At 70.9% G+C, this 23,970-nt stretch carries 23 protein-coding genes and 1 pseudogene; 14 read left to right on the plus strand and 10 right to left on the minus strand.

Going from position 1 to position 23,970, the window contains the following annotated elements; translation table 11 throughout:
• The first annotated feature begins 11 nt into the window (after window positions 1-11).
• Together ACIBZJ_RS19555 and ACIBZJ_RS19560 are read left to right on the plus strand one after the other, a co-directional pair.
• Window positions 12-665 carry a TetR family transcriptional regulator gene (locus tag ACIBZJ_RS19555; RefSeq protein WP_395931420.1) on the plus strand — a complete coding sequence of 218 codons (654 nt, stop codon included), beginning with the start codon at window positions 12-14 and terminating at the stop codon, window positions 663-665.
• 219 nt (window positions 666-884) lie between these two features.
• Window positions 885-1,649 carry a hypothetical protein gene (locus ACIBZJ_RS19560; protein WP_395931422.1) on the plus strand — a complete coding sequence of 255 codons (765 nt, stop codon included), beginning with the start codon at window positions 885-887 and terminating at the stop codon, window positions 1,647-1,649.
• A gap of 114 nt (window positions 1,650-1,763) precedes the next feature.
• Here the strand turns inward: ACIBZJ_RS19560 and ACIBZJ_RS19565 are convergent, their stop codons facing one another.
• The 6 genes from ACIBZJ_RS19565 to ACIBZJ_RS19590 form a co-directional block, all read right to left on the minus strand.
• On the minus strand, window positions 1,764-2,114 hold the full coding sequence (locus tag ACIBZJ_RS19565) for an Lsr2 family protein (RefSeq protein WP_395931424.1): 351 nt from the start codon (window positions 2,112-2,114) through the stop codon (window positions 1,764-1,766).
• Window positions 2,115-2,269: 155 nt separating this feature from the next.
• Window positions 2,270-3,487: an MFS transporter gene (locus ACIBZJ_RS19570; protein WP_395931426.1), complete on the minus strand. Its 1,218-nt coding sequence runs from the start codon at window positions 3,485-3,487 to the stop codon at window positions 2,270-2,272.
• Between the two features lie 65 nt (window positions 3,488-3,552).
• Entirely contained in the window at window positions 3,553-4,896 is a 1,344-nt protein-coding gene (locus ACIBZJ_RS19575) for a GH1 family beta-glucosidase (protein WP_395931428.1), read from the minus strand.
• A 13-nt stretch (window positions 4,897-4,909) separates the two neighbouring features.
• Window positions 4,910-5,749: a carbohydrate ABC transporter permease gene (locus ACIBZJ_RS19580; protein ID WP_395931430.1), complete on the minus strand. Its 840-nt coding sequence runs from the start codon at window positions 5,747-5,749 to the stop codon at window positions 4,910-4,912.
• Window positions 5,742-6,707, minus strand: coding sequence for a carbohydrate ABC transporter permease (locus ACIBZJ_RS19585; RefSeq protein WP_395931432.1), 966 nt, complete (start codon window positions 6,705-6,707; stop codon window positions 5,742-5,744). Before ACIBZJ_RS19585 ends, ACIBZJ_RS19580 begins: the two co-directional genes overlap by 8 nt.
• A 71-nt stretch (window positions 6,708-6,778) precedes the next feature.
• Window positions 6,779-8,071, minus strand: a complete 1,293-nt coding sequence (locus ACIBZJ_RS19590; protein WP_395931434.1) for an ABC transporter substrate-binding protein — start codon at window positions 8,069-8,071, stop codon at window positions 6,779-6,781.
• Window positions 8,072-8,305: 234 nt separating this feature from the next.
• Between ACIBZJ_RS19590 and ACIBZJ_RS19595 the strand changes: the two genes are divergently transcribed.
• Entirely contained in the window at window positions 8,306-9,469 is a 1,164-nt protein-coding gene (locus ACIBZJ_RS19595; RefSeq protein ID WP_395931436.1) for an ROK family transcriptional regulator, read from the plus strand.
• On the opposite strand, the gene ACIBZJ_RS19600 is transcribed toward ACIBZJ_RS19595, so the two are convergent.
• Window positions 9,440-11,077 carry an amidohydrolase gene (locus tag ACIBZJ_RS19600; RefSeq protein ID WP_395931438.1) on the minus strand — a complete coding sequence of 546 codons (1,638 nt, stop codon included), beginning with the start codon at window positions 11,075-11,077 and terminating at the stop codon, window positions 9,440-9,442. The two genes, ACIBZJ_RS19595 and ACIBZJ_RS19600, sit on opposite strands and share 30 nt — an antisense overlap.
• A 17-nt stretch (window positions 11,078-11,094) precedes the next feature.
• On the opposite strand from ACIBZJ_RS19600, the gene ACIBZJ_RS19605 reads away from it, so the two are divergent.
• Window positions 11,095-11,766, plus strand: coding sequence for a carbon-nitrogen hydrolase family protein (locus tag ACIBZJ_RS19605; protein WP_395931440.1), 672 nt, complete (start codon window positions 11,095-11,097; stop codon window positions 11,764-11,766).
• On the opposite strand, the gene ACIBZJ_RS19610 is transcribed toward ACIBZJ_RS19605, so the two are convergent.
• Window positions 11,747-12,433 (minus strand): YidC/Oxa1 family membrane protein insertase, encoded by a 687-nt coding sequence (locus tag ACIBZJ_RS19610; protein ID WP_395931442.1) that lies wholly within the window; start codon window positions 12,431-12,433, stop codon window positions 11,747-11,749. The two genes, ACIBZJ_RS19605 and ACIBZJ_RS19610, sit on opposite strands and share 20 nt — an antisense overlap.
• A 514-nt stretch (window positions 12,434-12,947) precedes the next feature.
• Here ACIBZJ_RS19610 and ACIBZJ_RS19615 point away from each other — a divergent pair.
• Entirely contained in the window at window positions 12,948-13,286 is a 339-nt protein-coding gene (locus ACIBZJ_RS19615) for a hypothetical protein (protein ID WP_395931444.1), read from the plus strand.
• A gap of 200 nt (window positions 13,287-13,486) precedes the next feature.
• Here ACIBZJ_RS19615 and ACIBZJ_RS19620 read toward each other — a convergent pair whose 3' ends face one another.
• The gene (locus ACIBZJ_RS19620) at window positions 13,487-13,759 is read right to left on the minus strand and encodes a DUF6412 domain-containing protein (protein WP_395931446.1); all 273 of its coding nucleotides are present in this window, start codon (window positions 13,757-13,759) and stop codon (window positions 13,487-13,489) included.
• A gap of 62 nt (window positions 13,760-13,821) precedes the next feature.
• On the opposite strand from ACIBZJ_RS19620, the gene ACIBZJ_RS19625 reads away from it, so the two are divergent.
• The 5 genes and pseudogenes from ACIBZJ_RS19625 (at window position 13,822) to ACIBZJ_RS19645 (ending at window position 17,951) form a co-directional block, all read left to right on the plus strand.
• Window positions 13,822-14,415, plus strand: a complete 594-nt coding sequence (locus ACIBZJ_RS19625; protein ID WP_395931448.1) for a dihydrofolate reductase family protein — start codon at window positions 13,822-13,824, stop codon at window positions 14,413-14,415.
• Window positions 14,416-14,603: 188 nt separating this feature from the next.
• Window positions 14,604-15,038: a PPOX class F420-dependent oxidoreductase gene (locus tag ACIBZJ_RS19630; RefSeq protein WP_395931450.1), complete on the plus strand. Its 435-nt coding sequence runs from the start codon at window positions 14,604-14,606 to the stop codon at window positions 15,036-15,038.
• Window positions 15,039-15,073: 35 nt separating this feature from the next.
• A pseudogene (locus ACIBZJ_RS19635) lies at window positions 15,074-16,645 on the plus strand (GAF domain-containing protein); the annotation flags it as partial.
• 196 nt (window positions 16,646-16,841) lie between these two features.
• Window positions 16,842-17,126, plus strand: coding sequence for a sensor histidine kinase (locus ACIBZJ_RS19640; RefSeq protein ID WP_395932279.1), 285 nt, complete (start codon window positions 16,842-16,844; stop codon window positions 17,124-17,126).
• Window positions 17,127-17,300: 174 nt separating this feature from the next.
• Window positions 17,301-17,951: a dienelactone hydrolase family protein gene (locus ACIBZJ_RS19645; protein ID WP_395931452.1), complete on the plus strand. Its 651-nt coding sequence runs from the start codon at window positions 17,301-17,303 to the stop codon at window positions 17,949-17,951.
• Here ACIBZJ_RS19645 and ACIBZJ_RS19650 read toward each other — a convergent pair.
• Window positions 17,948-18,928 (minus strand): LacI family DNA-binding transcriptional regulator, encoded by a 981-nt coding sequence (locus tag ACIBZJ_RS19650; RefSeq protein ID WP_395932281.1) that lies wholly within the window; start codon window positions 18,926-18,928, stop codon window positions 17,948-17,950. The two genes, ACIBZJ_RS19645 and ACIBZJ_RS19650, sit on opposite strands and share 4 nt — an antisense overlap.
• Before the next feature lie 357 nt (window positions 18,929-19,285).
• On the opposite strand from ACIBZJ_RS19650, the gene ACIBZJ_RS19655 reads away from it, so the two are divergent.
• From ACIBZJ_RS19655 to yjfF, 4 genes are all read left to right on the plus strand, one after another.
• A complete protein-coding gene (locus ACIBZJ_RS19655; protein WP_395931454.1) occupies window positions 19,286-20,260 on the plus strand; it encodes an ABC transporter substrate-binding protein in 975 nt (324 codons plus the stop codon).
• 78 nt (window positions 20,261-20,338) lie between these two features.
• Window positions 20,339-21,886, plus strand: coding sequence for a sugar ABC transporter ATP-binding protein (locus ACIBZJ_RS19660; protein WP_395931456.1), 1,548 nt, complete (start codon window positions 20,339-20,341; stop codon window positions 21,884-21,886).
• Window positions 21,883-22,911, plus strand: a complete 1,029-nt coding sequence (locus tag ACIBZJ_RS19665; RefSeq protein WP_395931458.1) for an ABC transporter permease — start codon at window positions 21,883-21,885, stop codon at window positions 22,909-22,911. Before ACIBZJ_RS19660 ends, ACIBZJ_RS19665 begins: the two co-directional genes overlap by 4 nt.
• Window positions 22,908-23,918: a galactofuranose ABC transporter, permease protein YjfF gene (yjfF, locus tag ACIBZJ_RS19670; protein ID WP_395931460.1), complete on the plus strand. Its 1,011-nt coding sequence runs from the start codon at window positions 22,908-22,910 to the stop codon at window positions 23,916-23,918. Before ACIBZJ_RS19665 ends, yjfF begins: the two co-directional genes overlap by 4 nt.
• Window positions 23,919-23,970 lie beyond the last annotated feature (52 nt).

A 23,970-nucleotide genomic window follows, 5' to 3' on the forward strand; every position in this document is an offset into this window, starting at 1 on the left:
ACCCTCCGGCCATGGCTGACGTGGTGGACCCGGAAACGGCCACTCCCCGGCCTCGGGGCCGGCGGCCGGGGTCGCCCGACACGAGAGCCGCGGTGCTCGGCGCGGCCCGGGTCGCGTTCGCGGAGCACGGCTACAAGAAGGCGACGATCCGTGGCATCGCCCGGCGCGCCGGCGTCGACCCGGCCCTGGTCATCCAGTACTTCACGAACAAGGAAGAGCTGTTCCGGGCGAGCCTCGAGCTGGTACTGGGCCCGTCCGAAGAACTCGAGAAGGCCTTCCGTGACACCGAGGGGACGCCCGGCTTCCGGCTCGCCTCGTTCTACTTCGGGATGTGGGAGACGCCGGGCGTCCGCGAGTCGCTGACCGCGATGGCGCTGAGCGCGGCGTCCGAGCCGGAGGCCAGGCGGGCGGTGAAAGCGCTGATGTCGGGGCGGTTCATCGGCCCGATCGGCGCGGTCATCGGCGCGGAGAAGGCCGCGGAGAGGGTGCCGCTCTGCGCCACCCAGATGCTCGGCATGGCGTTCCTCCGCTACGTGATCCCGACCGACCCGATGCGCAGCATGCCGGTGCAGGACGTGATCCGCCTGGTCGCGCCGGTTCTCGACCGCTATCTCACCGAAGATCTCGACGACTGCCTCACCGTCCCACTCACGCCCCTGACGTGATGCCGAAACGTGACTTGTGCCGGTAAATCCGGGCGAAATAGGATGAAGGCCTGAAGTCGGGGTACAGCTCGTTTACGCACCGATCCAGCGGCGGGGTGGCGCGAGGGGCGAAAAGGTCGATATCTGTGACGCAGGCCGACGCGAGCGGCTGCGTCACGGTGTTTGCGGCACCGCTGCGGGGTCTCGTCGGGGGGAGAGTCCATGGTGGATCAGGGTCCGGTGGCAACGAGGACACGGAACACCTCGGCCGGCAGGCCGACCGCGGCACCGGCCGGTAGACCCGGTTCGACCCGGCCGGCGCAGAGCCGGCCGCCGACCGCCCGCACCGATCAGTCCCGGCCGCCGGCCGCGGCCCGGTCGATCGCCACCCGGCTCCCGGTCGCGCCCTGCGCCCGGCCGATCCCGGTGCTCCGCCGGCCGTGGGCGCTCGCGGCCGCCGACCTGAGCGCACCACCGATGCTGCCGGCGGTGCGGCTGCCGCGGATCGACTTCGTGATCGTGGTCCCGCGTCCGGCCGCGGGTGGTGAACCGGTCACCGATCCGGACGACGACCGGCGGGCTGCCGAGATCGTGTTCGCCAGTGCGGCCTCCGCGCTGGCCGTGCTGCTCACTCTCGCGACCGTGTCCACGCTGCTGCCCGGCGTCGTCGCGGTGGGAGGCCTCGCGCTCGGTTTCCTCGGGCTCAGCGGCGCGTTCGCGGGCTACGCGGGCTGGCGCTGGGTGCGCTGGGTCCGGCACCGCACCGAGCGGCTGCACTGGTCGGTGATCGCGGCGGCCAGCGCCACGATCACCGCGGCCGAACTCTACGGAGCGGCGGGTATCGCGGTGGCGCACTCGGGGTTCTTCGAGCGGCTGACCACGCTGTTCGGGTTCGGATTCGCCGCCGCGGTGACGGTCGCGGTGACCGGGGTGGCGAGCCTGATCACCTATCACCGGGCCAACACCGACGCCCAGCTCAGCCGGTGGGCCCGACGGTTCGCCTAGGGCGTCCGGGGCCGCCGACTTGCCGTACCGGGATAAAGAAAAGAGCGGCGTGCAACATGCACGCCGCTCTTTCCGGTAATTCGTGAATGGACAATCATTCACGAATTACCGACGTCAGGCCGCCGCGTGGTACTTGGCGACGATGTCGGCCGGGATGCGGCCGCGCTCGCTCACCTGCAGGCCATTGCGCTTCGCCCAGTCGCGAATCGCCTGGTTCTGCGCCCGGTCGGCGGCCGGAGCGGACGGCTTCGCCACCGCAGTGGCCCGACCGGCCTTCGCCGAACCGGCCCGACCGGCTTTGCGTGCGGCGTCTACATACCTGGCCAACGCCTCGCGAAAAGCCGCCGAGTTGTCGGCGGACAGATCGATTTCGTAGTTCGTGCCGTCGAGACCGAACGAGACCGTCTCGTCCGCGGTGCTGCCGTCGACGTCGTCAACGAGGAGAACTTGTACTTTGCGAGCCATTGGAACCTCATGGAATGGAGGGGGGATCAAGCGCGGAGCCAACAATACTCTAAGTGAGAAGGATAGCGAGACTTGTTGTTCCGCAAGGCGTGGCGAATTAATGGATGAGGCCATTCGAGAAGGGCTCAACCACGTCCGCAAAAGAACAAAGCGGGCTATGCCCGGGAGCGCTCCCGGGCGGCCGGCGACGCCAGACCGGCGACCGCGACCAGGATCAGCACCAGCAATAGCGCCTTCAGCAGCCCGGCCGCTTCGCCGAGGAACCCGATCGAGGGCGGCCCGACGAGGAACGCGAAGTAACCGATCGTCGCGACGACGCTCACCCGTGCGGTCGCGGTCCGGCTGTCGTCGGCGGCCGCGCTCATACCCACCGGGAACCCGAGCGACGCCCCCAGCCCCCACAGCACGACGCCGACCGTGGCCACCGCCGCGCTCGGTACGAAGATCACGATCAGCAGCCCGGCGGCGGCCAGCCCCGCGGTGGCCCGCAGCACCGGGACGCGTCCGTACCGGTCGAGGAACCAGACCCCGGCGATGCGGCCCGCGGTCATCGCCGTGACGAACACGCCGAAGATCACCGCGCCGGTCGAGTTGGCCACCGAGTGGCCGTCGACCATCGCGAGCGCCAGCCAGTCGTTCGCCGACCCCTCGGCGAACGCCATGCCGAGCACGATCAGCCCGATCAGCAGCGTGCCCCGATCGGTCCACATGCCGAGCCGCTCGCGCCATCCGAGATGCGCGTGTTCCTCGCCCGAGGACGCGGCTCCCAGCGCGTCCAGATGAAGGAAGCGCACGCAGAGCAGAAGAGCAACCACCACCACGACGCCGACACCGGTGAAGTGGGCCGCGGTCGAGACCCCGGCCCACTCGGCGAGCGCGCCGACGAGCGCCCCGGCGATCGTGCCGCCGCTGAAGGCGGCGTGGAACAGCGGCATGACGGTCCGGCCGAGCTCGCGCTCGGCCGCCGCACCCTCGACGTTCATCGCGACGTCGCAGCACCCCATCCCCGCGCCGAGCAGCGCGAGGCCGAGCACCACGACCGGGACCGGCCCGGCCGCGGCCGCACCGATCCCGATGATCGACAGGCCGAGCGACGCCACGATCACCGCGAGCGCGATCGTCCGGCGGGAGCCGATGCCGGCCAGCAGGTGGCTGGCCGACGAGAGCCCGATGATCGACCCGACCGCGATGGCGAAGACGACCCAGCCCATCTGGGCCGTGGTGGCGCCGAGCGCGTCGCGGACCGCCGGAACCCGCGACATCCAGCTGGCGAGCCCGAAACCGTTGAGCGCGAACACCGCGAAGACCGCGTTCCGCCAGGCGACGACCACCGGCCGGTCGAGTGACGAGACGGCCGGGGCATCAGCAGACATCAACGTCCCTTGCGGTGAGGCTCATTTCGGTCACTAGAACAGTAACCGGGATTCAGTGAACGGCGTTATTCATGCTCGGCCCGATGGTCCCGCAGAATCTCGGCGTACCGGCGCCCGCTCGCTTTCATCGTGCGCTTCTGGGTCGCGTAGTCGACGTGCACGAGCCCGAACCGCTTCTCGTACCCGTAGGCCCACTCCAGGTTGTCCAGCAGCGACCAGACGAAGTACCCGGCCAGCGGGACCCCGGCCGCGACCGCTGCGTCGATCGCCTCGAGGTGCTGCTCGAGGAAGTCGATCCGGTCCTTGTCCTCGATGCCGCCGTCGGCGTCGACGACGTCCGGCCAGGCCGAGCCCTGCTCGGTGACGTACAGCCGAGGCGGCCGGTAGTCCTCCCAGACGCGGGTCAGGATCCGGTCCAGGCCCGCCGGATAGATCTCCCAGTCCATCGCGGTGTACCGCGCACCGGGCAGCACGTCGAGCTGCCGGGCGTGCGGCACCGGCCCCTCCGGATCGTCGGCCACGACCCCTCGGAAGTAGTAGTTCACCCCGAGGTAGTCGGTCGGCGCCGCGATCGTCTCCAGGTCGCCGTCGAGGACCGGCGGTTCCGTCCCGTAGAGCTCGACCATGTCTTGCGGGTACCCGCGTCCGTACAGCGGGTCCAGCCACCACCGGTTGGTGTGCCCGTCCGCGCGCGCCGCGGCCGCGGCGTCCGCCTCGGAGTCGGTCGCCGGGTCGACCGGGCTGAGGTTCAGCACGATCCCTACCGACGCCGGGGCGGACGCGGAAGCGCGTACCGCCTCGGTCGCCAGCCCGTGCCCGAGCAGAACGTGGTGCGAGGCGTCGACCGCCTGCCGGAGGTCGGTGAAACCGGGGGCCATCCGGCCCTCGAGGTGCCCGATCCACGCGACGCAGAGCGGCTCGTTGATCGTGCACCAGTCGGTGACCCGGTCGCCGAGCGCGCCGGCGACGACGGCCGCGTAGTCGGCGAACGCCTGCGCGGTGTCGCGGGCCGGCCAGCCGCCCTTGTCCTGCAGTACCTGCGGCAGGTCCCAGTGGTAGAGCGTGACGAAAGGCCGGATGCCCGCGGCGAGCAGTTCGTCGACGAGCCGGTCGTAGAAGGCCAGGCCGGCCGGGTTCACCGGGCCGGTGCCGGTCGGGATCACCCGGGGCCAGGCGACCGAGAACCGGTACGCGTCGACCCCGAGCTCGCGGATCAGCCGGAGGTCCTCCGGCCAGCGGTGGTAGTGGTCGCAGGCGACGTCGCCGGTGTCGCCGTTCGCGATCGCGCCCGGGATCCGGCCGAACGTGTCCCAGATCGAGGGGGAGCGGCCGTCCGTGTCGACGGCGCCTTCGATCTGGTAGGCGGCGGTGGCGACGCCCCAGACGAAATCAGGTGGCAAGTGCTCCAAGGAAGGATCTCTCTCACTTGACGGCACCGGCGGTGAGGCCGGCGACGAAGTACTTCTGCAGGAACAGGAACGCGGCGACGACCGGGACGCTGACGACCAGCGACGCGGCCATGATCTGGTTCCAATAGACGTCGTACTGGGTCGAATAGCCGGACAGGCCGACCGCGACCGTACGGGTGGTCTCGTCGGTCATCACCGAGGCGAACAACACCTCGCCCCACGCGGTCATGAACGCGTAGACGAGGACCGCGAGAATGCCCGGCACCGCGGTCGGGAGCAGGACGCGGAACAGGATCCGCATCGGACCGGCACCGTCGACGCTCGCCGCTTCGTCCAGTTCGCGAGGGATCGAGTCGAAGTAGCCGACGAGCATCCAGATCGAGAACGGCAACGAGAACGTCAGGTACGTGATGACCAGGCCGGTGCGGGTCGCGTACAGCTCGATCCCGGTGGCGTTGCCGATGTTGACGTAGATCAGGAACAGCGGCAGCAGGAACAGGATGCCGGGGAACATCTGGGTGGACAGGACGCTGGCCAGGAAGACACCCCGGCCGCGGAACTTCCACCGGCTGGTGGCGTACGCGGCCAGGATCGCGATCGCGACCGACAGCACCGCGGCCGTCGTCGACACGATCAGGCTGTTGCCCAGGTAGAGGCCGAGCGGGACCGTGTCCCACATGTCGACGAACGCCTCGAACGTGGGGCGGGCCGGGATCCAGCTGAACGAGTCCCGGACGTCCTTGAGCGGCTTGAGCGCGGTCGTCACCATCACGTAGAGCGGGACGACCACGAACAGCGTCAGCAGCGTCAGGAAGACGCGGCGGGACCAGCGCTCGGCCACGGTCTCACGCATCGGACCTCGCCTTCCTCGTCAGGAACAGGTAGATCCCCGAGACGATCGACAGGAACAGCAGCAGCGAGACCGACATGGCCGAGCCCAGGCCGAAGTTCCAGGTCACGAACGAGCTCTCGTAGATGTGGATCGAGATCAGGTCGGCCTGGTTCGGCGCGCTCTTCCCGAACAGGACGTACGGGGTGTTGAAGTCGTTGAACGTCCACAGGAACAGCACCAGCAGCAACACCTGGTTGACCGGGCGCAGCATCGGCAGCGTCACCGCGCGCAGCCGGCGCCAGAAACCGGCGCCGTCCATGTAGGCCGCCTCGTACAGGTCCTGCGGGATGCTCTGCAGACCGGCCATGATGCAGAGGAACGCGAACGGCCACTGCTTCCACACCATCGTCAGCACCAGCGAGAAGAAGCTGTTGCCGCCGATCAGCCAGAACGGCCGGTCGTCGACGAGATGCAGCTGGTCGACGAGCACGTGGTTGAGCGCGCCGGTGTCGCGCTGCAGCAGGAAGCTCCAGGTGATCACCGCGGTGTAGACCGGCAGCGCGTACGGGGTCAGGAACAGCGTCCGGAGGATGGCCCGGCCGCGGAACGGACGCTGCAGCAGAACGGCGGCGGCCAGCCCGATGCCCCAGCAGAGCGCCACGACGAGCACCGTGTAGGCGATCGTCACCCAGAACGAGTGCAGCAGTTCCTTGCCGGTCGCGCTGTTGAAGTCGAGCGAGACCTTGTAGTTGTCGAGGCCGATGAACGGCGCGCCCGACCAGTCCCGGATGTGGAACTGGGTCAGTTCGCGCAGGCTCATCCAGATGCCGGTGAGCATCGGGATCACGTGCACGGCCAGTTCCAGCACGATCGCCGGGACCAGCAGGAGGTACGGCAGCGCCGGGCGCCGTCGGCGTTTCCGCGGTTTGGGCAGTTTTTCCGGTGGCGCCTCGTCCGGCGCGGAGACAGTGGTCGTCATGGGGGAGTCCTCTCCCGGCGAACCGGCCCGGGGCGCGGATCGCGTGCCCCGGGCCGGTCAACCGGTATGCCTTACTTGACCTGATCCTGGGCTGTCTGCAGCTTCTCCTGGATCTCGTCCACCGAGGGGCTCTTGCCCTTGGCGGCTTCGGCGAAGAGGTCCTTCATGAGCCCGCCGACCAGCGTCTCGAACTGGCTCTCGCTCGCGACCTGCGGCAGCGGGGCCGCGGTGGTGGCCAGCGTGTCCTGAATGGTCTTCTGCTCCGGCTTCGCGAACGCCGGGTCCTTGCCGACCGTGGTGATCGACGGCAGCGAACCGTAGGTCTTGTTGAGGAGCGTCTGCTCCTCGTCGCTCGTCATGAACTTCACGAAGTCCAGCGCACCCTCCTGGTTCTTGGAGTGCTTGAAGATCGCGATGTTGATGCCGGCGACCATGCTGTTGACCTTCTTGCCGCTGGCCGGCGGCGACTGCAGGAACGGCACCGGCGCGACGCCCCAGTCGTCCGGGTTCATCTTGCGGAGCTCGAGCTGCGAGCCCACCGCCTGCCAGAGCAGCATCCCGGCCTTGCCGCTGGCGAAGTCGGCCACCGACTGGTTCTGCGCGTACTCGGCGTTGCCCGGGTTGGTGATCTTGTCGGTCCCGATGAAGTCGATGTACCGCTTGATCGCGGTCGCGTTCTCCTTCGTCGCGAACGTGGGCTTGCCGCTCGCGTCGAACCACTGGCCGCCGTACTGCTCCGAGAACGCGAACGCGTGGTGCGAGTTCTCCGAGACGTGGGCGCCCTCGATGGCCAGGCCCCACTTGCCGCCGGTCGTCAGCTTCTTGCCGTCGGCGACCAGCTCTTCCCAGGTCGTCGGCGGGTTCTGGATGCCCGCGGCGGCGAACATCTTCTTGTTGTAGTAGAGGGCGTAGGCGAGGCTGTAGATCGGAACGGCCGTCGGCGGCTTGCCCTCCGCCCCCGCAGCGGCGAGCGCGGCCGGGACGAAGCGGCTCTTGCCGCCGATCTTGTCCAGCGTCTTGTCGTCGAACTGGACGAACGCGTCGGTCGCCTGGAGCGAGGCCGACCAGGTGTTACCGATGTTGACCACGTCCGGGCCCTGACCGCTGGTGGCCGCGGCCAGCAGGCGGTTGAGCAGGTCGGACCAGGGCACGACCTCGAGCTTGACCTTGATGCCGGTCTGCTTCTCGAACTTGGCGAGCTCCGGCTTCAGGATCTCGGCGTCTTTCTCCAGGCTGGTGCTCTGGTTGCTCGCCCAGTACGTCAGGGTCTTGGGATCGCCCGAGCTGCCTGAGTCTCCACAGGCGACCAAGGAGGACGCCAGCAACGCTCCGACGGCAACGGCGGCTAATCGTCGCTTGAACACAAGCTGTCCTTTCACGGGACGCCGACCGGTTCGGCACCGGGTTCCGAGCGCGGTGAGCGGAACCTTGGCCGTACGGCCCGGCGGGACAGAAGAGTTTTGGTGAACGGGACTCTAAGGTGCCGTGCGCCACTTTGTTCACTACTTAATTCAAGGCGTTATTAAAGTGTTGCCATAGGCGGGTGCCGGACACGTACAGTTACGGCCGCACGGGGCCGAGATCCAGGGTGGGACCAGGTGGAACAAAGGCGGGCAACCAACCGGGCGCTGCGCACGCAGAACCGGGCGGCTCTGCTCACGGCGCTCTTCCTCGACGGTCCGCTGAGCCGGCAGGATCTCGCCGAGCGCTGCTGGTTGAGCCAGGCCGCGGTCAGCAACGTCGTCGCCGATCTGATGGACGACGGCCTGGTCACCGAGGCCGGTGCGGTGGAGTCCGACGGCGGGCGGCCACGGATCCTGCTGCGCGTCGCGCCCCGCTACGCGACCGTGGCCGGTGTGGACGTGGGGGAGACACGGGTGCGGGTCGAGCTGTTCGACCTGGCGATGACGCCGCTGGCCAAGGCCGACTACCCGACCGACACGCTCGACCCGGACGTCGTGGTGCGGCACATCCTGACCGGTCTGGCCGCGGTCACCGACGGGTTCACCGACGTCCTCGGCGTCGGCATCGGCGTGTCCGGGCTGGTCGAGCAGCGGCCGGAGGCCGTCGTGCACGCGCAGACGCTGGGCTGGGACGGCGTCCCGCTGGAGCGGATGCTGCGAACGGGCACGGACCTGCCGCTGCACCTGGACAACGGAGCGAAGACCTGGGCGCAGGCCGAGCATTGGTTCGGGGCCGGCAAAGGGGTCCGGCACGCGGCGTTCGCCCTGGTCGGGTCCGGCGTCGGGGCGGCGATCATCGCCGACGGGCAGACCTATCGCGGGTCGTCGAGCAGCGCGGGCGAGTGGGGCCACACCACGCTCGTCTACAACGGGCGGTCGTGCCGGTGCGGGGCACGCGGATGCCTGGAGGCCTACATCGGCGCCGAGGCGGTGATCGAGCGGGCCCGCGAGGCCGGCATCCGGGTCTCGGGCCCGGACGAGGAGTCGCAGGTCGCCGCGGTGCTCGCCGACCCCGCGGCCGGGGAGGTGCTGGCCGAGACCGCGGCCTACCTGGGCGCGGGCGTCGCGAACCTGATCAACCTGTTCAACCCCGAGCGGGTCGTGATCGGGGGCTGGGCCGGCATCGCGCTGGGCGGGCTGCTCCCGGAGATCCGGGACGCCGCCGCCGCGCAGGCGATGCGCCGCCCGTTCGCCCAGACGTCGATCGAGCTGTGCCGGCTGGGCACCGACGCGGTCGCGCTGGGCGCCGCGACGCTGCCGGTCGCGCGGCTACTGGCCGCCGGTGGAATCCGCGACTAGCACTCCATCCACATAGGTCCGCAGTACCCGGGCCGCACCGATGTCCGAGACCGGGCCCTCGAACGGGTCGCGGTCGAGGACGACCAGATCGGCGCGGTTGCCGACCCGCAGCGTGCCGGTGTCGTCGAGGTGGTTCACGTACGCGGAGCCCGCCGTGTACGCGGTCAGCGCGGTGCCGAGATCGAGGCGCTGGGCCGGGAGGAACACCGGGCCGTCCTCGCCGGCGTGCCGCCGGTTGACCGCGACGTGGATGCCCGCGATCGGATCCGCGCTGCTCACCGGCCAGTCGCTGCCCGCCGCGAGCGTGGCGCCGGCCCGCAGCAGGTCACCGAACGGGTACTGGTGGCCGGCCAGGTCACCGCCGAGGAACGGGATCGTCAGGTCGTCCATCTGCGGCTCGTGCGCGGCCCAGAGCGGCTGGATGTTCGCGCTCGCGCCCAGCGTCCGGAAGCGGGGGACGTCGGCCGGGTGCACGACCTGCAGGTGGGCCAGGTGCGGCCGGGTGTCGCGGAACCCGTTCGCGCGGCGGGCGGCCTCCACCGCGTCGAGCGCCTCGCGGACCGCGCGGTCGCCCAGCGCGTGGAAGTGCACCTGGAAGCCCAGCGCGTCCAGCGAGGTCACGTGCGACCGCAACGCGACCGGGTCGACGAAGCTCAGCCCGCTGTTCGCCGTGGCGCACCCGCAGGCGTAGCGGTACGGCGCGGTCATCGCCGCGGTGAAGTTCTCCACGACGCCGTCCTGCATGATCTTGACCGTGGCGCAGCGCAGGCGCCCGACGGTGAGCGCGTCGCGCTTCTCCACGAGTTCCGGGATCTGCTCCGCGCCCCGCTCCCGGTCCCACCAGAGCGCACCGGCCACGGTCGCGGTCAGCAGCCCGTCGCGGGCCGCGGTGGCGTACGCGTCGGCGACGTCCTGGTAGCCGTTCGTCGCCGCGACCATCGCGTCCTGCCAGGCCGTGATGCCGAGCGAGTGCAGCCTGCGCTGCGCCCGGAGCAGCCCGTCGAGCCGATCGGCTGCGGTGAGATCCGGGAGCAGCCTCTCGACCAGCGACATCGCGCCCTCCTGGAGCGCGCCGGCCGGTTCGCCTCCGGCGTCCCGGTTGATCACGCCGTCGGCCGGGTCGGCGGTGTCGCGGGTGATACCGGCCCGTTCCAGCGCGAGGCCGTTCACCCAGGCGCCGTGGTGGTCGCGATTGACCAGGAACGCCGGCCGGTCGGGCAGCACCCGGTCGAGGAGATCACGCGTCGGGACGCCGCCCGCGAAGCTCTCCATCGACCAGCCGCTGCCGACGATCCACTCCAGTTCGGGGTGGGCGTCGGCGTACGCGCGGATCCGGCGCAGGTACTCGTCCACCTCGACGGTGCCGGTCAGGTCGCACTGGCCGAGTTCGATGCCGCCGAAGACCGCGTGCACGTGGGCGTCCTGGAAGCCGGGCAGCAGCAGACGACCGGCGAGGTCCACCACCTCGGTTTTCGGACCGATCAGGCCGGACGGATCGTGGCCCACCGCGACGATCCGGCCGTCGCGTACGGCGAGCGCGGTCGCGCGGGTGCGCGCCGCGTCGACGCGGTGCACCGGCCCGCCGGTGAACACGAGGTCAGCTGTCATCTCACTATCGTGACGGCATGGACCTCGCCGTTGCCCAGCCTCCGCTGGAGTCGTTCGACGTCGAAGCCAACGTCCGGGCGCACGCGGACGTCGTCCGGACGGCGGGCGCGCGGGTCGTGGTGTTCCCGGAGATGTCGCTCACCGGCTACGAGTTCACGGCGCCGCCGCTCGTCGTCGACGACCCGCGGCTGTCCGGTCTGGTGAAGGCCTGCGCCGAGGCCGGGGCGGTGGCGCTCGTGGGTGCGCCGGTCGGGGGGTACCTGGCGATGCTGGCGGTCGACGGGTCGGGCGTCCGGGTCGTGTACCGCAAGCAGAACCTGGGCCGGGCCGAGCCGTACACGCCCGGCCCGGCACCGGCGGTGCTGACCGTGGACGGGTGGCGGCTGGGGCTGGCGATCTGCAAGGACACCGGGATACCCGCGCACGTCGCCGGGACCGTGGCGCTCGGGATCGACGCCTACGTGGCCGGCGTGCTGGAGGACGACGCCGACGTGGCTCCGCGGCGCGCCCAGCGGATCGCCGCGGAGCACGAGGTGTGGGTGGCGTTCGCGAGTTACGCCGGATCCACCGGCGGCGGTTACGCGCACGCCGCCGGCGGATCCGGCGTGTGGGCGCCCGGCGGCGCTCCGGTGGCCCGCGCGGGTGCTTCGCCGGGCGAGGTCGTGCGGGTCACGCTGACCCGGCGGTGATCCTCCGGTCGCGCAGAAACGCGTTCTCGCCCGTCGTCCAGAGGGTGCTGGTCAGTAGGTAGAGCGCGCCCGCCAGGGGGACGGTCGCGGCGAACACGACCGAGACGTAGGGCGTCAGGCTCAGGAGAGCCGGTTGGCCCAGGCGGCGCAGCCGCCGTGCGGCGAGGGTCGCGGTCGCCGCGAACAGCGTCAGAACAACGGCGAAGACCAGGCCGTGGACGCTCAGCAGAGCGCCGTCGAGCCAATGGTCGCCGAGGGGGACGCCGGCCAGATGAGCGTCGAGCAGCGCGTTGGGGTGGCCGCCGACGCTCGGGGCCCGGAAGAGCGAGTAGAGCGTGAGGAAGAACGGGGCCTGGACCAGGAGCGGCAGGAACGTGTGCACGGTCCCGACGCCCTCGGAGCGGTAGAGCGCGGAGACCTCGGTCGCGGCGGTGAGTGGGTCCTTCGAGTGCTTCCGGCGGAGCTTCTCGACGCGCGGGGCGAGCGCGGCCCGGCGTCGTTCGAGGGAGATCTGGCGGAACGTGAGGGGGATCAGGGCCAGGCGCACCAGTGCGGTGGCCAGCACGATCGCGGCCGCGGTGGCGGTGCCGCCGAACACCGGGGTGAGCAGGTCGGTGGCGGCTTGTACGGCCGCGTAGGCGGGGGAGAGGGGGAGGCCGAGTGACATGGGGACCCTCCGGGGCCTTGGTCGGGGTGGGGTGGAGAGCCGCGTAGCCGTTTGCCGCCGGGCGCGGACCGACCCGCGACCGTCGCGGCGCGCAGCGGGCGCGGTTGGGCGGGATGGGGCTGCGCGGGGTTGGGTTCGCGGGGTGGGGTTCGCGGGGTGGGGTTGCGCGGGGTGGGGTTGCGCGGGGTTGGGTTGCGCGGGGTTGGGTTCGCGGGGTGGGGTTCGCGGGGTGTGGTCGTGCGGGGAGCGGTTGCATGGGTGCGGCTGCCCGAGGGCGGGTTTGCGGGCGGGGTTTCGCGGGGTCGGTCGCTCCTGGTCCTGGGCCGGTTTAGGCCGGTTCGGGCCGTGGATCGGCCTGATCGGGCCGTGGGCCGGCACGCTCGCGGGCGCAGCCGGTGCAGCCCGGCAGACCGGTAGCGCGACCTGCTGGCGGGGCGGTCCCTGCTGGCGGGGCGGTCCCTGCTGGCGGGGCGGACCTGGTCGGAGCGGCGGACCTGCTCGGTGGGCTGGACCGGTGGATCCGGCTGGGGCCGACTGCGCGGCCGCCAGGCCGATCAGCGACCCGGCCGACCCGGCCGACCCGGTCGGCGCGGTCGGCGCGGTCGGCGCGGTCGGCGCGGCCGGGACGGCCCGGTCACCGAGCCCGGCGATCACGGCTGTCCGGTCCTACCGGCGGAGTCCGACCAGGGATCCACACCGACCGACCGGATCGCCCGGACCGACCGGGACCGACGGACGTGGACCGCTCGGCCGGACCGTGCTCGGCCGGACCGTGCTCGGCCGGACCGTGCTCGGCCGGACCGTGCTCGCCCGGACCGCGCTCGACCGGACCCGACTGACCGGACCCGACTGACCGGAGCCGATCTGAACGGATCGTGCGGCCGACGGGTGGTTGGCGGGCTCGGTCGGCGGACCCGGCCGGCGAGCCCGGGCTGGGCTCGCTGGGTGCGGGGCCAGCGGACGCTAGGCCGGGTCCGGGGCCGGGTCCGGGGACGCCGGGTCCGGGTCCGGGGACGCCGGGTCCGGGGCGGCGGCGGAAGGCCGGCGAGCGGGCTACGCGGCGGGGGAGGGGGCCCTGGGGCGGGGGCGGCCCTGGGCGTCGGGGTCGCGCAGGCGCGGGGTGCCACCGGACTCGGTCTGGCGAGCGGTGGCGACCAGGCCGGCCCGGACGGGGGCCGGGAGGCGCAGGCGAAGGCTGCGCAGCGCGAGCGCCCCGACGACAGCGACCGCGACGAACGCGAGCACCGCGCCACCGGTCCGGGGCTCCACCAGCAGGAGCAACCCGGTGACGCCGGCCAGCACGGCGCACAACCGCGATGCGTTCACGCCCCGAGCGTAAAGCAGTCCTGCTACTCTATAACCAAATGGTTCTAAAAGCAGGAGGTTTCGTGGGCGCCGTGATCGTGGATCTGACCGTCTCGCTCGACGGGTTCATCGCCGGTGCGGACGACGGGCTCGAGTCGCCGCTGGGCCGAGGCGGAGAGCCCCTGTTCGCCTGGATGACGTCCGGACCGCGCGACCCGGACGACCCCCGGCTCTCGGTCGTCGGACCGAGCCGCCCGATCGTCGACGAGTGGCGCAGCCGGGCAGGTGCGATCCTCAGCGGCCGGCGGACGTTCGACATCGCCCGCGGCTGGGCCGGCGGCCACCCGATCGACGCCCCGATCTTCGTCCTCACCCACGCCGCGCCGACGTCGGGCGAGTGGTCGCCGCGGGTCCGGTTCGCCACCGACGGCTTCGACGCCGCACTCGCGGACGCCCGCGAGGCCGCCGGTGACGGCGTGATCTCGCTGTGCGGCGCCGACCTCGCCCAGCAAGCGCTGCGGGCCGGCGTCCTGGACGAGATCCAGGTGAGCGTCGTCCCGCTGCTGCTCGGCTCGGGCGTACGCCTTCTCGACGGCATCGGCCCGATCACGCTGGAGCAGACCCGCGTCATTCCGTCGGACGGCGTCACCCACCTGAGGTACCGGGTACTCCGCTGAGGGTCGGCCCCGGCCCGCAATAGCTCGCGACCCGAAGCGGCTCGCGACCCGGAGTGGCTCGCGATCCGGAGTGGCTCGCGATCCGGAGTGGCTCGCGACCCGGAGTGGCTCGCGACCCGGAGTGGCTCGCGATCCGGAATCGCTCAGGACCCGGAATAGCTCGGGCCGACGGCGGGGTTGGCCGGGGTATGACCTCTGCCACAGGCATCGACCTGCACGCGCTCCTCGCCGAGAGCAAGATCGGCGTGCTCGCCACGATCAAGTCCGACGGCCGCCCCCAGCTCTCGCCGGTCACCCCGTTCTACGACCGGGACGCCGGCATCCTCTACGTGTCGATGACCGAAGGCCGGGCGAAGACCGCGAACCTCCGGCGTGACCCCCGCGGTGCGCTCGAGGTGACCAGCCCGGACGGTTGGGCCTGGGCGACCGCCGAGGGCCCGGTGACGCTCACCGGCCCGGGCACCGACCCCCACGGTCCCGAGGTCGAGGCCCTGGTCGGCTACTACCGGTCGGCGGCGGGGGAGTACCCCGACTGGGACGAGTACCGCTCGGTCATGGTGTCCGACCGGCGGGTGCTGATGGCGATGAAGGTCGAGAAGGTCTACGGCGCGAAGATCCGATAAATTAGTATTTGTCAAGTTTGCGGTACGGTGTCGGGGTGGCAACACTTCCGATCGCCCGTCCGGATGTCGTCTCGAACGACGACCTGGACGCGGTCGCCCGTGCGGCGGCCGAGACGGTCAACGTTCCGATCGGCCTGGTGACGCTCGTCGACGGCGAGTGGGCGCGATTCGTCGGGGCGCACGGGCTGGCCGGCCCGCTCACGGCATCCCGGCGGATCCTGGTCGGCGAGTCGTTCTGCCAGGACGTCGTGCGCAGCGGTCGGCCGGTCGTCGTGCGCGACACCGGCGACGACCCGCGGTCCGAGCCGACCGGGGCGGCACTGCGCGTGGGCGCGTACATGGGCGTCCCGGTCGTCGCACCGGGCGGCGGGATCATCGGCGTCGTCTGCGTGGTCGACGAGAAGTCCCACGAGTGGTCGCCGGCCGACGTCGCCGCGGTCCGCGGCGTGGCTGCCGCGGCCGGGAGCCTTCCCCGGCTGCTGGCCGACCCGGCGTCCGCCCCGGTCGGCAGCGACGCCGAAGGGCCGCACAGCCTGTTCCTGGAGGCGCTGCTGGACAGCCTGGACACCGCGGTGTTCGCGTGCGACGCGGCCGGTTTCACGATGTTCGGCAACCGTGCGCTGCTGCGGCTGCTCGACCTCGAGCGCGACCTCCCGGCGGACGCTTCCCGGATCGCCACCGACGCCCTGCGCGACGCCGACGGTGGGGTGCTCCCGTTCCACCGGCATCCGAGCGCCCGCGCGCTGGCCGGAGAACCGGTCCGCGACGTCGAACTGCGGTTGCTCCGCGCGGGCCGGACGCCCCGGACGCTGGTCGCGAACGCCGAGCGGATCACGGTCGCGGGCGCGGTGCTGGGCGCGGTCGTCGCGATGCACGACGTCACCGACCAGCGCCGGGCCCAGCGATTCGGCGAGTGCAACCTGGCGGTCTCCCGGGCGCTGGTCGAGGCCGACGGGGTCGCCGATGCTGCCAGGCAGGTCGTGGACGCGGTGGCCCGATCGTTGCGGTGGCCGCACGCGGAGCTCTGGCTGGTCGACTCGGTGTCCGACGTGCTGCGACCGGCCGCCTCCTGGACGGACGGCGAGTTCGACCGCGAGGGCGTGATGTCGGCCCAGCTCGGAGCCGGGGAAGGGCTGGCAGGCACGGTCTGGCGCAGCGGGGAACCGGTCTGGGTGCCGGACGTGTCGACCGAGACGCGGTTCGACGTCGCGGGTGCGGCCCGGCGGCAGCTGCACACCGCGCTCGCGGTGCCGGTGCGCAGCGCGGAGACCGTGGTCGGCGTACTCGCGCTCTACGCCGACACGCTCGACGAAGACCGGGTGGCGCTGACCGCGCACCTGGTCGGGATCGCCGCCCACCTCGGGTACTACCTGGAGCGGCGCCGCTCCGAAGAGCTGGCGCTCGAGCTCGCGCGAACCAAGGACGACTTCGTCGCGCTGGTCGGGCACGAACTGCGGACGCCGCTGACCTCGATCACCACGTACGCGCAGTTGCTGGCCGACGACCCGGACTGCTGGGAGACCCAGGGCGCCCAGCTGATCGGCGTCCTGCGGCGCAACACCGACAGCCTGCAGGCGATCATCAACGATCTCCTCGATCTGGCCGGGCTGGAGTCCGGGCACATCACGATCCGGCCGTCCGGCACCGACCTCGCGGAGCTCACCCGTGAAGCGGTCGAGGCGGTCTGCGCGGCGGCCGAGCGGGCGCTCGGTCACCGTCGAGACCCACCTGCCTCAGAGCGCTCCGCTGCACGGCGACCCGCAGCGGCTGCGGCAGGTGCTCGACAACGTCCTCTCGAACGCGGTGAAGTACAGCCACGAGGGTGGCACGGTGACGATCCGGCTGGCCCAGCAGGCGGGCGTGGCGACGCTCACGGTGGCCGACACCGGCATCGGAATCCCCCCGGAAGAACGCGGCCGGCTGTTCCAGCGGTTCTTCCGATCGTCGACCGCGCGCGATCAGGGCGTGCCCGGAACCGGGCTCGGCCTGGTCGTGACCAGGGCGATCGTCGAGCGGCACGGCGGGCGCATCAGCGCGACCCACGACGAGCCCGGCACGACGATGGTGATCCGTCTACCCATCGGATGACTTCCGCACGGCGCGCGCTCGACCCCGCACGTATTGCGGGACGGCGTGAAAGAAGTGAAGTAAGTTCGCCCGATGGGCTCGAAGTCTGTGCAGATCCCGACGCCGGACGGCATCGCCGACGCCTTCGTCGCCTTTCCTCCCGGCGACGGTCCGTTCCCGGCCGTCGTCCTCTACATGGACGCCTTCGGCGTGCGTCCGGTGCTGACCGACATGGCGCGCACGATCGCCGACGACGGTTTTTTCGTGCTGCTGCCGAACGTCTTCTACCGGAGCGGCCCGGCGCCGCTGTTCGACACGAGCGACCTGGCCGACGACGAGCGGGCGGACGCGGTCTACCTGCAGGCCAAGCCGCTGATCGACGCGCTCTCGCCGGAACTCGTGCACCGTGACGCCCAGGCCTGTCTGGACTTCCTGGCCGCGCAGCCGGAGGTGCGGGACGGGCCGGTCGGCGTCGCCGGGTACTGCCTGGGCGGCCGGCTCGCGGTGCGGACCGCGACGGGGTTCCCCGGACGGGTCGCGGCGGTCGCGAGCTTCCACGCCGGCGGTCTGGTCACCGACGAGAGCGACAGCCCGCATGCCGCGCTGGCGGCGGCGCGGGCCGAGTTCTACTTCGGGCACGCCGACGACGACCCGTCGATGACGTCGGCGCAGATCACGCTGCTCGAGCAGGCGCTCGGTGCGGTGGGCCTCGAGTACGCCTCCGAGGTCTACGAAGGCGCCCGGCACGGGTTCACGATGTCCGACAGCTCCGCGTACGACCCGGTCGGCCTGGAGCGGCACTGGCGCCACCTGCTGGAGCTGTTCGAACGCCGGTTGGTGCGCTAAGCCGGCGCCGTGCTCGCGCGGGTGACCAGCTGGGGCGCCAGCAGGACGCTCGCCGGCGCCGGGGCGTCGTCTTCCAGCTGACCGAGCAGCAGGTCGAGACTGCGCCGGCCGAGTTCGCCGAAGTCCTGCCGCACGGTGGTGAGCGGCGGCAGGAAGTACCCGGCCTCGGGCACGTCGTCGAACCCGACCACGCTGACGTCGTCGGGCACCCGGCGGCCGGCCTCGTGCAGCGCCCGCAGGACGCCGAGCGCGATCGGGTCGTTCGCGCAGAAGATCGCGCTGACGCTCCGGTCGGCAGCCAGGATGCGCCCCTGTTCGTAGCCGAAATCCGCGGTCCAGGCGCCGTGCTCGACCGGCGGCACGATCCGGTCGGCCGCGTACAGCGCGGCCCGCCAGCCGTCGACCCGGTCGCGGGCCTCGGGCCAGTCGGACGGGCCGCCCACGTGGTGCACGGTGGCGTGGCCGAGGTCGAGCAGGTGCCGGGTGGCCAGCGCCGCACCGGCCGCGTTGTCGAACCGGACGCTCGGCACGCTGGTCTCGCCCGCGCCGCCGACGCCGACCCGCCCGAGCCCGTCCGGGATCTGCTCGAGCGCGTTCGCGGCCGACTCCTTCGGCGCGATCGCGACGATGCCCTCGACCGCCTGCGCGCACAGCCGGTCGACGGCCTCCAGCACCGCGGACCGGTCGAGCGAGCGGACGGTGACGACGCTGACGAAGTACCCGGCGGCGCGGGCGGCGTCCTCGATGCCGTACAGCATGGACGCCGGGCCGTAGAGCGTGCTTTCGAACCCGATCAGGCCCAGGATGCCGGAGCGCCGGGTGGCCAGCGTGCGGGCGGCGAGGTTGCGGCGGTAGTTCAGCGCCCGCATCGCCTCGAGCACCCGCGCCCGTGTCTCGTCCCGGACGCTCGGATGGTCGTTGAGCACGCGGGACACGGTCTGGTGGGACACCCCGGCCAGCCGGGCGACGTCCCGCATGATCGTGGTGCGGGGCCGGTCGGAAGGCTTCTCGGGTGCGGCCACGGAACCATCCCCTCCGGCTGTGATCGCTCACATCGTAAAAGTCGCAGCGCGGCGCCCCTGCTCGGGGCGGTCGACTTCGCACGGCAACAGAGTGGTAACGCCCCGGATCCGAACCCTTGACGCGCCGAATGAGAACGGTAACACTCTCCCAACACGGGCGCGTGATCCGCGCCACACCCACTCTTCGAACTGCTCACACGCGAAGCTCACCGCTCAGCACGGCGGAACCGGAGGGATTACCCCACGAAGGGGACGACCGCTGATGTGAGCGGTCACATGGGGCCGTGGTTCGTTCGACTCGGGAGGACGACGTTGTTCAAGAGAGTTTCCGCGGCCATCGCCGCCGGATTATTGGTCGCCGCCGGGCTGGCCGCCTGCGGGGGCGACAGTGGTGGTGGCAAGGACGACGGCAAGATCACGATGGGCTTCGCCCAGGTCGGCGCCGAGAGCGGCTGGCGGACCGCGAACACCAAGAACATCCAGGAGTCGGCGAAGGCGGCCGGCATCGAGCTGAAGTTCTCCGACGCCCAGGGGAAGCAGGAGAACCAGATCAAGGCGATCCGCAGCTACATCGCCCAGAAGGTCGATGTGATCGCGTTCTCGCCGAAGATCGAGTCGGGCTGGGATCAGGTCCTCAAGGAGGCCAAGGACGCCGGCATCCCGGTGATCCTCACCGACCGCGCGGTCGACTCCAAGGACCCGTCGTTCTACAAGACGTTCCTCGGATCGGACTTCGTGCTCGAGGGCAAGAAGGCCGGTGAGTGGCTGGTCACCGACTCGAAGGCGGCCAAGGGCGCGGTCAACGTCATCCAGCTCGAGGGCACCGCGGGTTCCGCGCCGGCCAACGACCGCACCAGTGGTTTCGCCGACGCGATCAAGGCCGACCCGAAGATCAAGATCGTCGCGTCGCAGGACGGCGACTTCAGCCGGGCCAAGGGCAAGGAGGTCATGGAGGCGCTGCTGAAGGCGCACCCCGAGGCCAACGTCCTGTTCGCGCAGAACGACGACATGGGTCTGGGCGCGATGGAGGCGATCGAGGCGGCCGGCAAGAAGCCGGGCGTCGACATCAAGATCGTCACGATCGACGCGGTGAAGGACGGAATGACCGCCCTGGCCAACGGTCAGTTCAACTACATCGTCGAGTGCAATCCGCTCCTCGGCCCGCAGCTGATGGACCTGGCCAAGCAGGTCGTCGACGGCAAGAGCGTGCCGAAGCGCGTCCTCACAAAGGAGTCCGCGTTCGACCAGACCCAGGCGAAGGCCGCCCTGCCGTCCCGGCAGTACTGACCCTTCGCAGGCACTGAGACACCTCTGGCGGGCCGCCCGGATCGGGCGGCCCGCCGGAGCGATCGAACGGAGTATCCCGTGGCGGAACATGAGCCGATCCTGGAGATGACCGGCGTCGGCAAGGTGTTTCCCGGCGTCGTCGCCCTCGCCGACGTCGATTTCCGGCTCTACCCCGGTGAAGTGCACGCGCTGATGGGGGAGAACGGCGCCGGCAAGTCGACGCTGATCAAGGTCCTCACCGGCGTGTACGACATCGACGCGGGCTCGATCGAGCTCGCCGGGGAGGGGGTGCGTTTCACCGGCCCGCTGCAGGCCCAGCGCGCCGGCATCAGCACCGTCTACCAGGAAGTCAACCTCTGCCCGAACCTCTCGGTCGCCGAGAACATCTTCATCGGACGCGAGCCGCGCCGGTTCGGCGTCATCCAGTGGCGCCAGATGCGCCGCCGCTCGGTCGACCTGCTCCGGACGCTGGAGCTCGATCTCGACGTCGGCGCGTTGCTCGGCAGCTACTCGATCGCGATCCAGCAGATGGTCGCGATCGCGCGCGCCGTCGACATCTCCGCGAAGGTCCTGATCCTCGACGAACCGACGTCCAGCCTCGACACGTCCGAAGTCGAGCAGTTGTTCCGGGTGATGCGCCGGCTGAAGAGCGAGGGGCTGGCGATCGTCTTCGTGTCGCACTTCCTCGACCAGGTCTACGAGATCGCGGACCGGATGACCGTGCTGCGCAACGGTCGGCGGGTCGGCGAGTACCCGGTCGCCGACCTGCCGCAGGCGCAACTCATCAGCGCGATGATCGGCAAGGAACTCGCGGTTCTGGAGGAGCTCGAGGAGCAGGACAAGCCCTCGGCCGCCGCGCTCGAGCGCGGAGAGCCGGTGATCACGGCGGAGGGTGTCGGCCGGACCGGCGCCATCGAGCCGTTCTCCCTGACGATCCACCGCGGTGAGGTGGTCGGCCTGGCCGGCCTGCTCGGTTCCGGCCGTACCGAACTCGCGCGGCTGCTGTTCGGCGCCGACCGGGCGGACGCGGGCACGTTCGCGTTCGGAGGGAAACCCGTGACGATGCGGGGCCCGCGGACCGCGATGGACCACGGGGTCGCGTTCTCGTCCGAGAACCGGCGCACCGAGGGCGTCGTCGGCGAGCTGACCGTGCGCGAGAACATCATCCTGGCGATGCAGGCCTCCCGCGGCTGGACCCGCCCGATTCCCCGGGCCCGCCAGGACGAACTCGTCGACAAGTACATCGAGGCCCTGGACATCCGGCCGGCCAACCCCGACGTCGAGGTCCGCAACCTCTCCGGGGGCAACCAGCAGAAGGTGATGCTGGCCCGCTGGCTGATCACCGAGCCGCGGCTGCTGATCGTCGACGAACCCACCCGGGGCATCGACGTCGGCGCCAAGGCCGAGATCCAGCGGCTGCTGGCGCAGCTGTCGGGTGACGGGATGGCGGTGCTGTTCATCAGCGCCGAGCTGGAGGAGGTGCTGCGGCTCTCCCACAAGATCGCGGTCCTCCGCGACCACCGCCTCGTCGACGAGCTCGACAACACCGACGACGTGGACGTCGACCGCATCCTGGCGACGATCGCCAGCGGCGAGGCCGTCGCTCCGAACGGAGCAGAAGCATGAACCGACTCCGAGCGCTCAGCCGGCACCGGCTGTTCTGGCCGGCGGTGGCCCTCGTCGTGCTGCTGGTGAGCAACGTCTTCTTCAGCCCGACGTTCTTCCAGATCCGGCTGCAGGACGGGCACCTGTACGGGTCGCTGATCGACATCCTGCGCGGCAGCACGCCGCTCGTGCTGGTCGCGCTCGGGATGACGCTGGTCATCGCGACCGCGGGCATCGACCTCTCGGTCGGCTCGGTGATCGCGATCTCGGGCGCGTTCGCCTGCCTGCAGATCAGCGACCTGTCGGACCAGAACAGCGTCGGCGGCGTGTTGATCGCGGTCGTGCTCGCCGTCGTCCTCGGGCTGGTCCTCGGCCTGTGGAACGGCTTCCTGGTCGCGGTGGTCGGCATCCAGCCGATCATCGCCACGCTGATCCTGCTGGTGGGCGGCCGCGGCATCGCCCAGCTGATCACCGACGGCCAGATCATCAACGTCCGGTCCGAGCCCTACCGGGCGATCGGTGCGGGGTACGCGCTGACGATCCCGATCGCGGTGATCATCGCGGCCGCGGTGATCGCGGCCACGATCGTGTTCACCCGCCGGACCGCGCTCGGCCTGCTCATCGAGTCGGTCGGCAGCAGCCCCACCGCGAGCCGGCTGGCCGGCATCCAGGCCCGGCGGCTCACGCTGATCGTCTACGTGTTCTCCGGTTTCTGCGCCGGCGTCGCCGGGCTGATCTACAGCTCGAACATCTCCAGCGCCGACGGCAACCAGGCCGGCAACCTGATCGAACTGGACGCCATCCTCGCCGTGGTGATCGGCGGGACGGCGCTCACCGGTGGCCGGTTCTCGATCACCGGGAGCGTGCTCGGCGCCGTGATCATCCAGGCGCTCAACGTCACGATCTACACGATCGGCATCCCGAGCCAGGTGACCCTCCTGTTCAAGGCGGTCGTCGTCGTCGCGCTCTGCCTGGTCCAGTCCCCGACGTTCCGTGCCAAGGTGTTCAAGAGGCGGGCGCCCCGTCCGGCGGAGGTGACGGCGTGACGAGTGTGACGACCAAACCCACGGTCGAGCGTCCGGTGGTCGCCCGGGGACGCCGCTACGGCGTCAACTCCCGGTACGTGCCCGTGCTGGCGACGCTCGTGCTGTTCTGTGTGATGTACGGGATCGGCCTGGCGAACTACGAAGGCTTCAGCGACACCCAGATCCTGCTCAACATCTTCATCGACAACGCGCACCTGCTCACGGTCGCGGTCGGGATGACGTTCGTGATCCTGTCCGGGGGGATCGACCTCTCGGTCGGCGCGGTGCTCGCGCTCGGCACCGTGATCGCGGCGTCGCTGCTCAAGGCCGACTGGAACCCGGTCGTCGTGATCGTGATCGTGCTGGCGGCCGGTGCGCTGATCGGTCTCGCGCAGGGCGCGATCATCCACTTCTTCGAGATCCAGCCGTTCATCGCGACGCTCGCCGGGCTGTTCACCGCGCGCGGCCTGGCCCAGCTGATCAGCACCAAGGCGATCCCGATCACCGACACCTTCTGGACGACGGACGCGACCGAACGGATCCACTTCGGCGGCTTCCGGCTCTCCCCGAGCGCCGTGGTGGCGATCGTCATCGCGATCATCGCGGCGCTCGCGCTCGCCTACACCCGGTTCGGGCGCAACGTCTACGCGATCGGCGGCAACCAGCAGTCGGCCGCGCTGATGGGCTTACCGGTGGGCCGCACCCGGATCCTCGTCTACACGCTGTCCGGGCTGTGCGCCGCGCTGGGCGGCATCCTGTACAGCTTCGAGACGCCCACCGGGCACAGCCTGACCGCCCAGGGCATGGAACTCGACGCGATCGCCGCGGTCGTCATCGGCGGCACGCTGCTGACCGGCGGATCCGGGTTCTTGGCCGGCACCGTGCTGGGTGTGCTGGTGCTCGGCCTGATCCAGACGATCATTACGTTCCAGGGAACGCTCAGCTCCTGGTGGACCCGGATCGTGATCGGCGCACTGCTGTTCGCGTTCATCCTGCTGCAGCGAATCGCCACCCGCCGCGATCCGTAGCCGCCCTCGCCGCGTGGCCGCCGGGGCCGCGCGGCAGAATGTGAACGTTCAC

The sequence above is a fragment of the Cryptosporangium sp. NPDC051539 genome (assembly GCF_044454545.1).
GTDB lineage: Bacteria > Actinomycetota > Actinomycetes > Mycobacteriales > Cryptosporangiaceae > Cryptosporangium.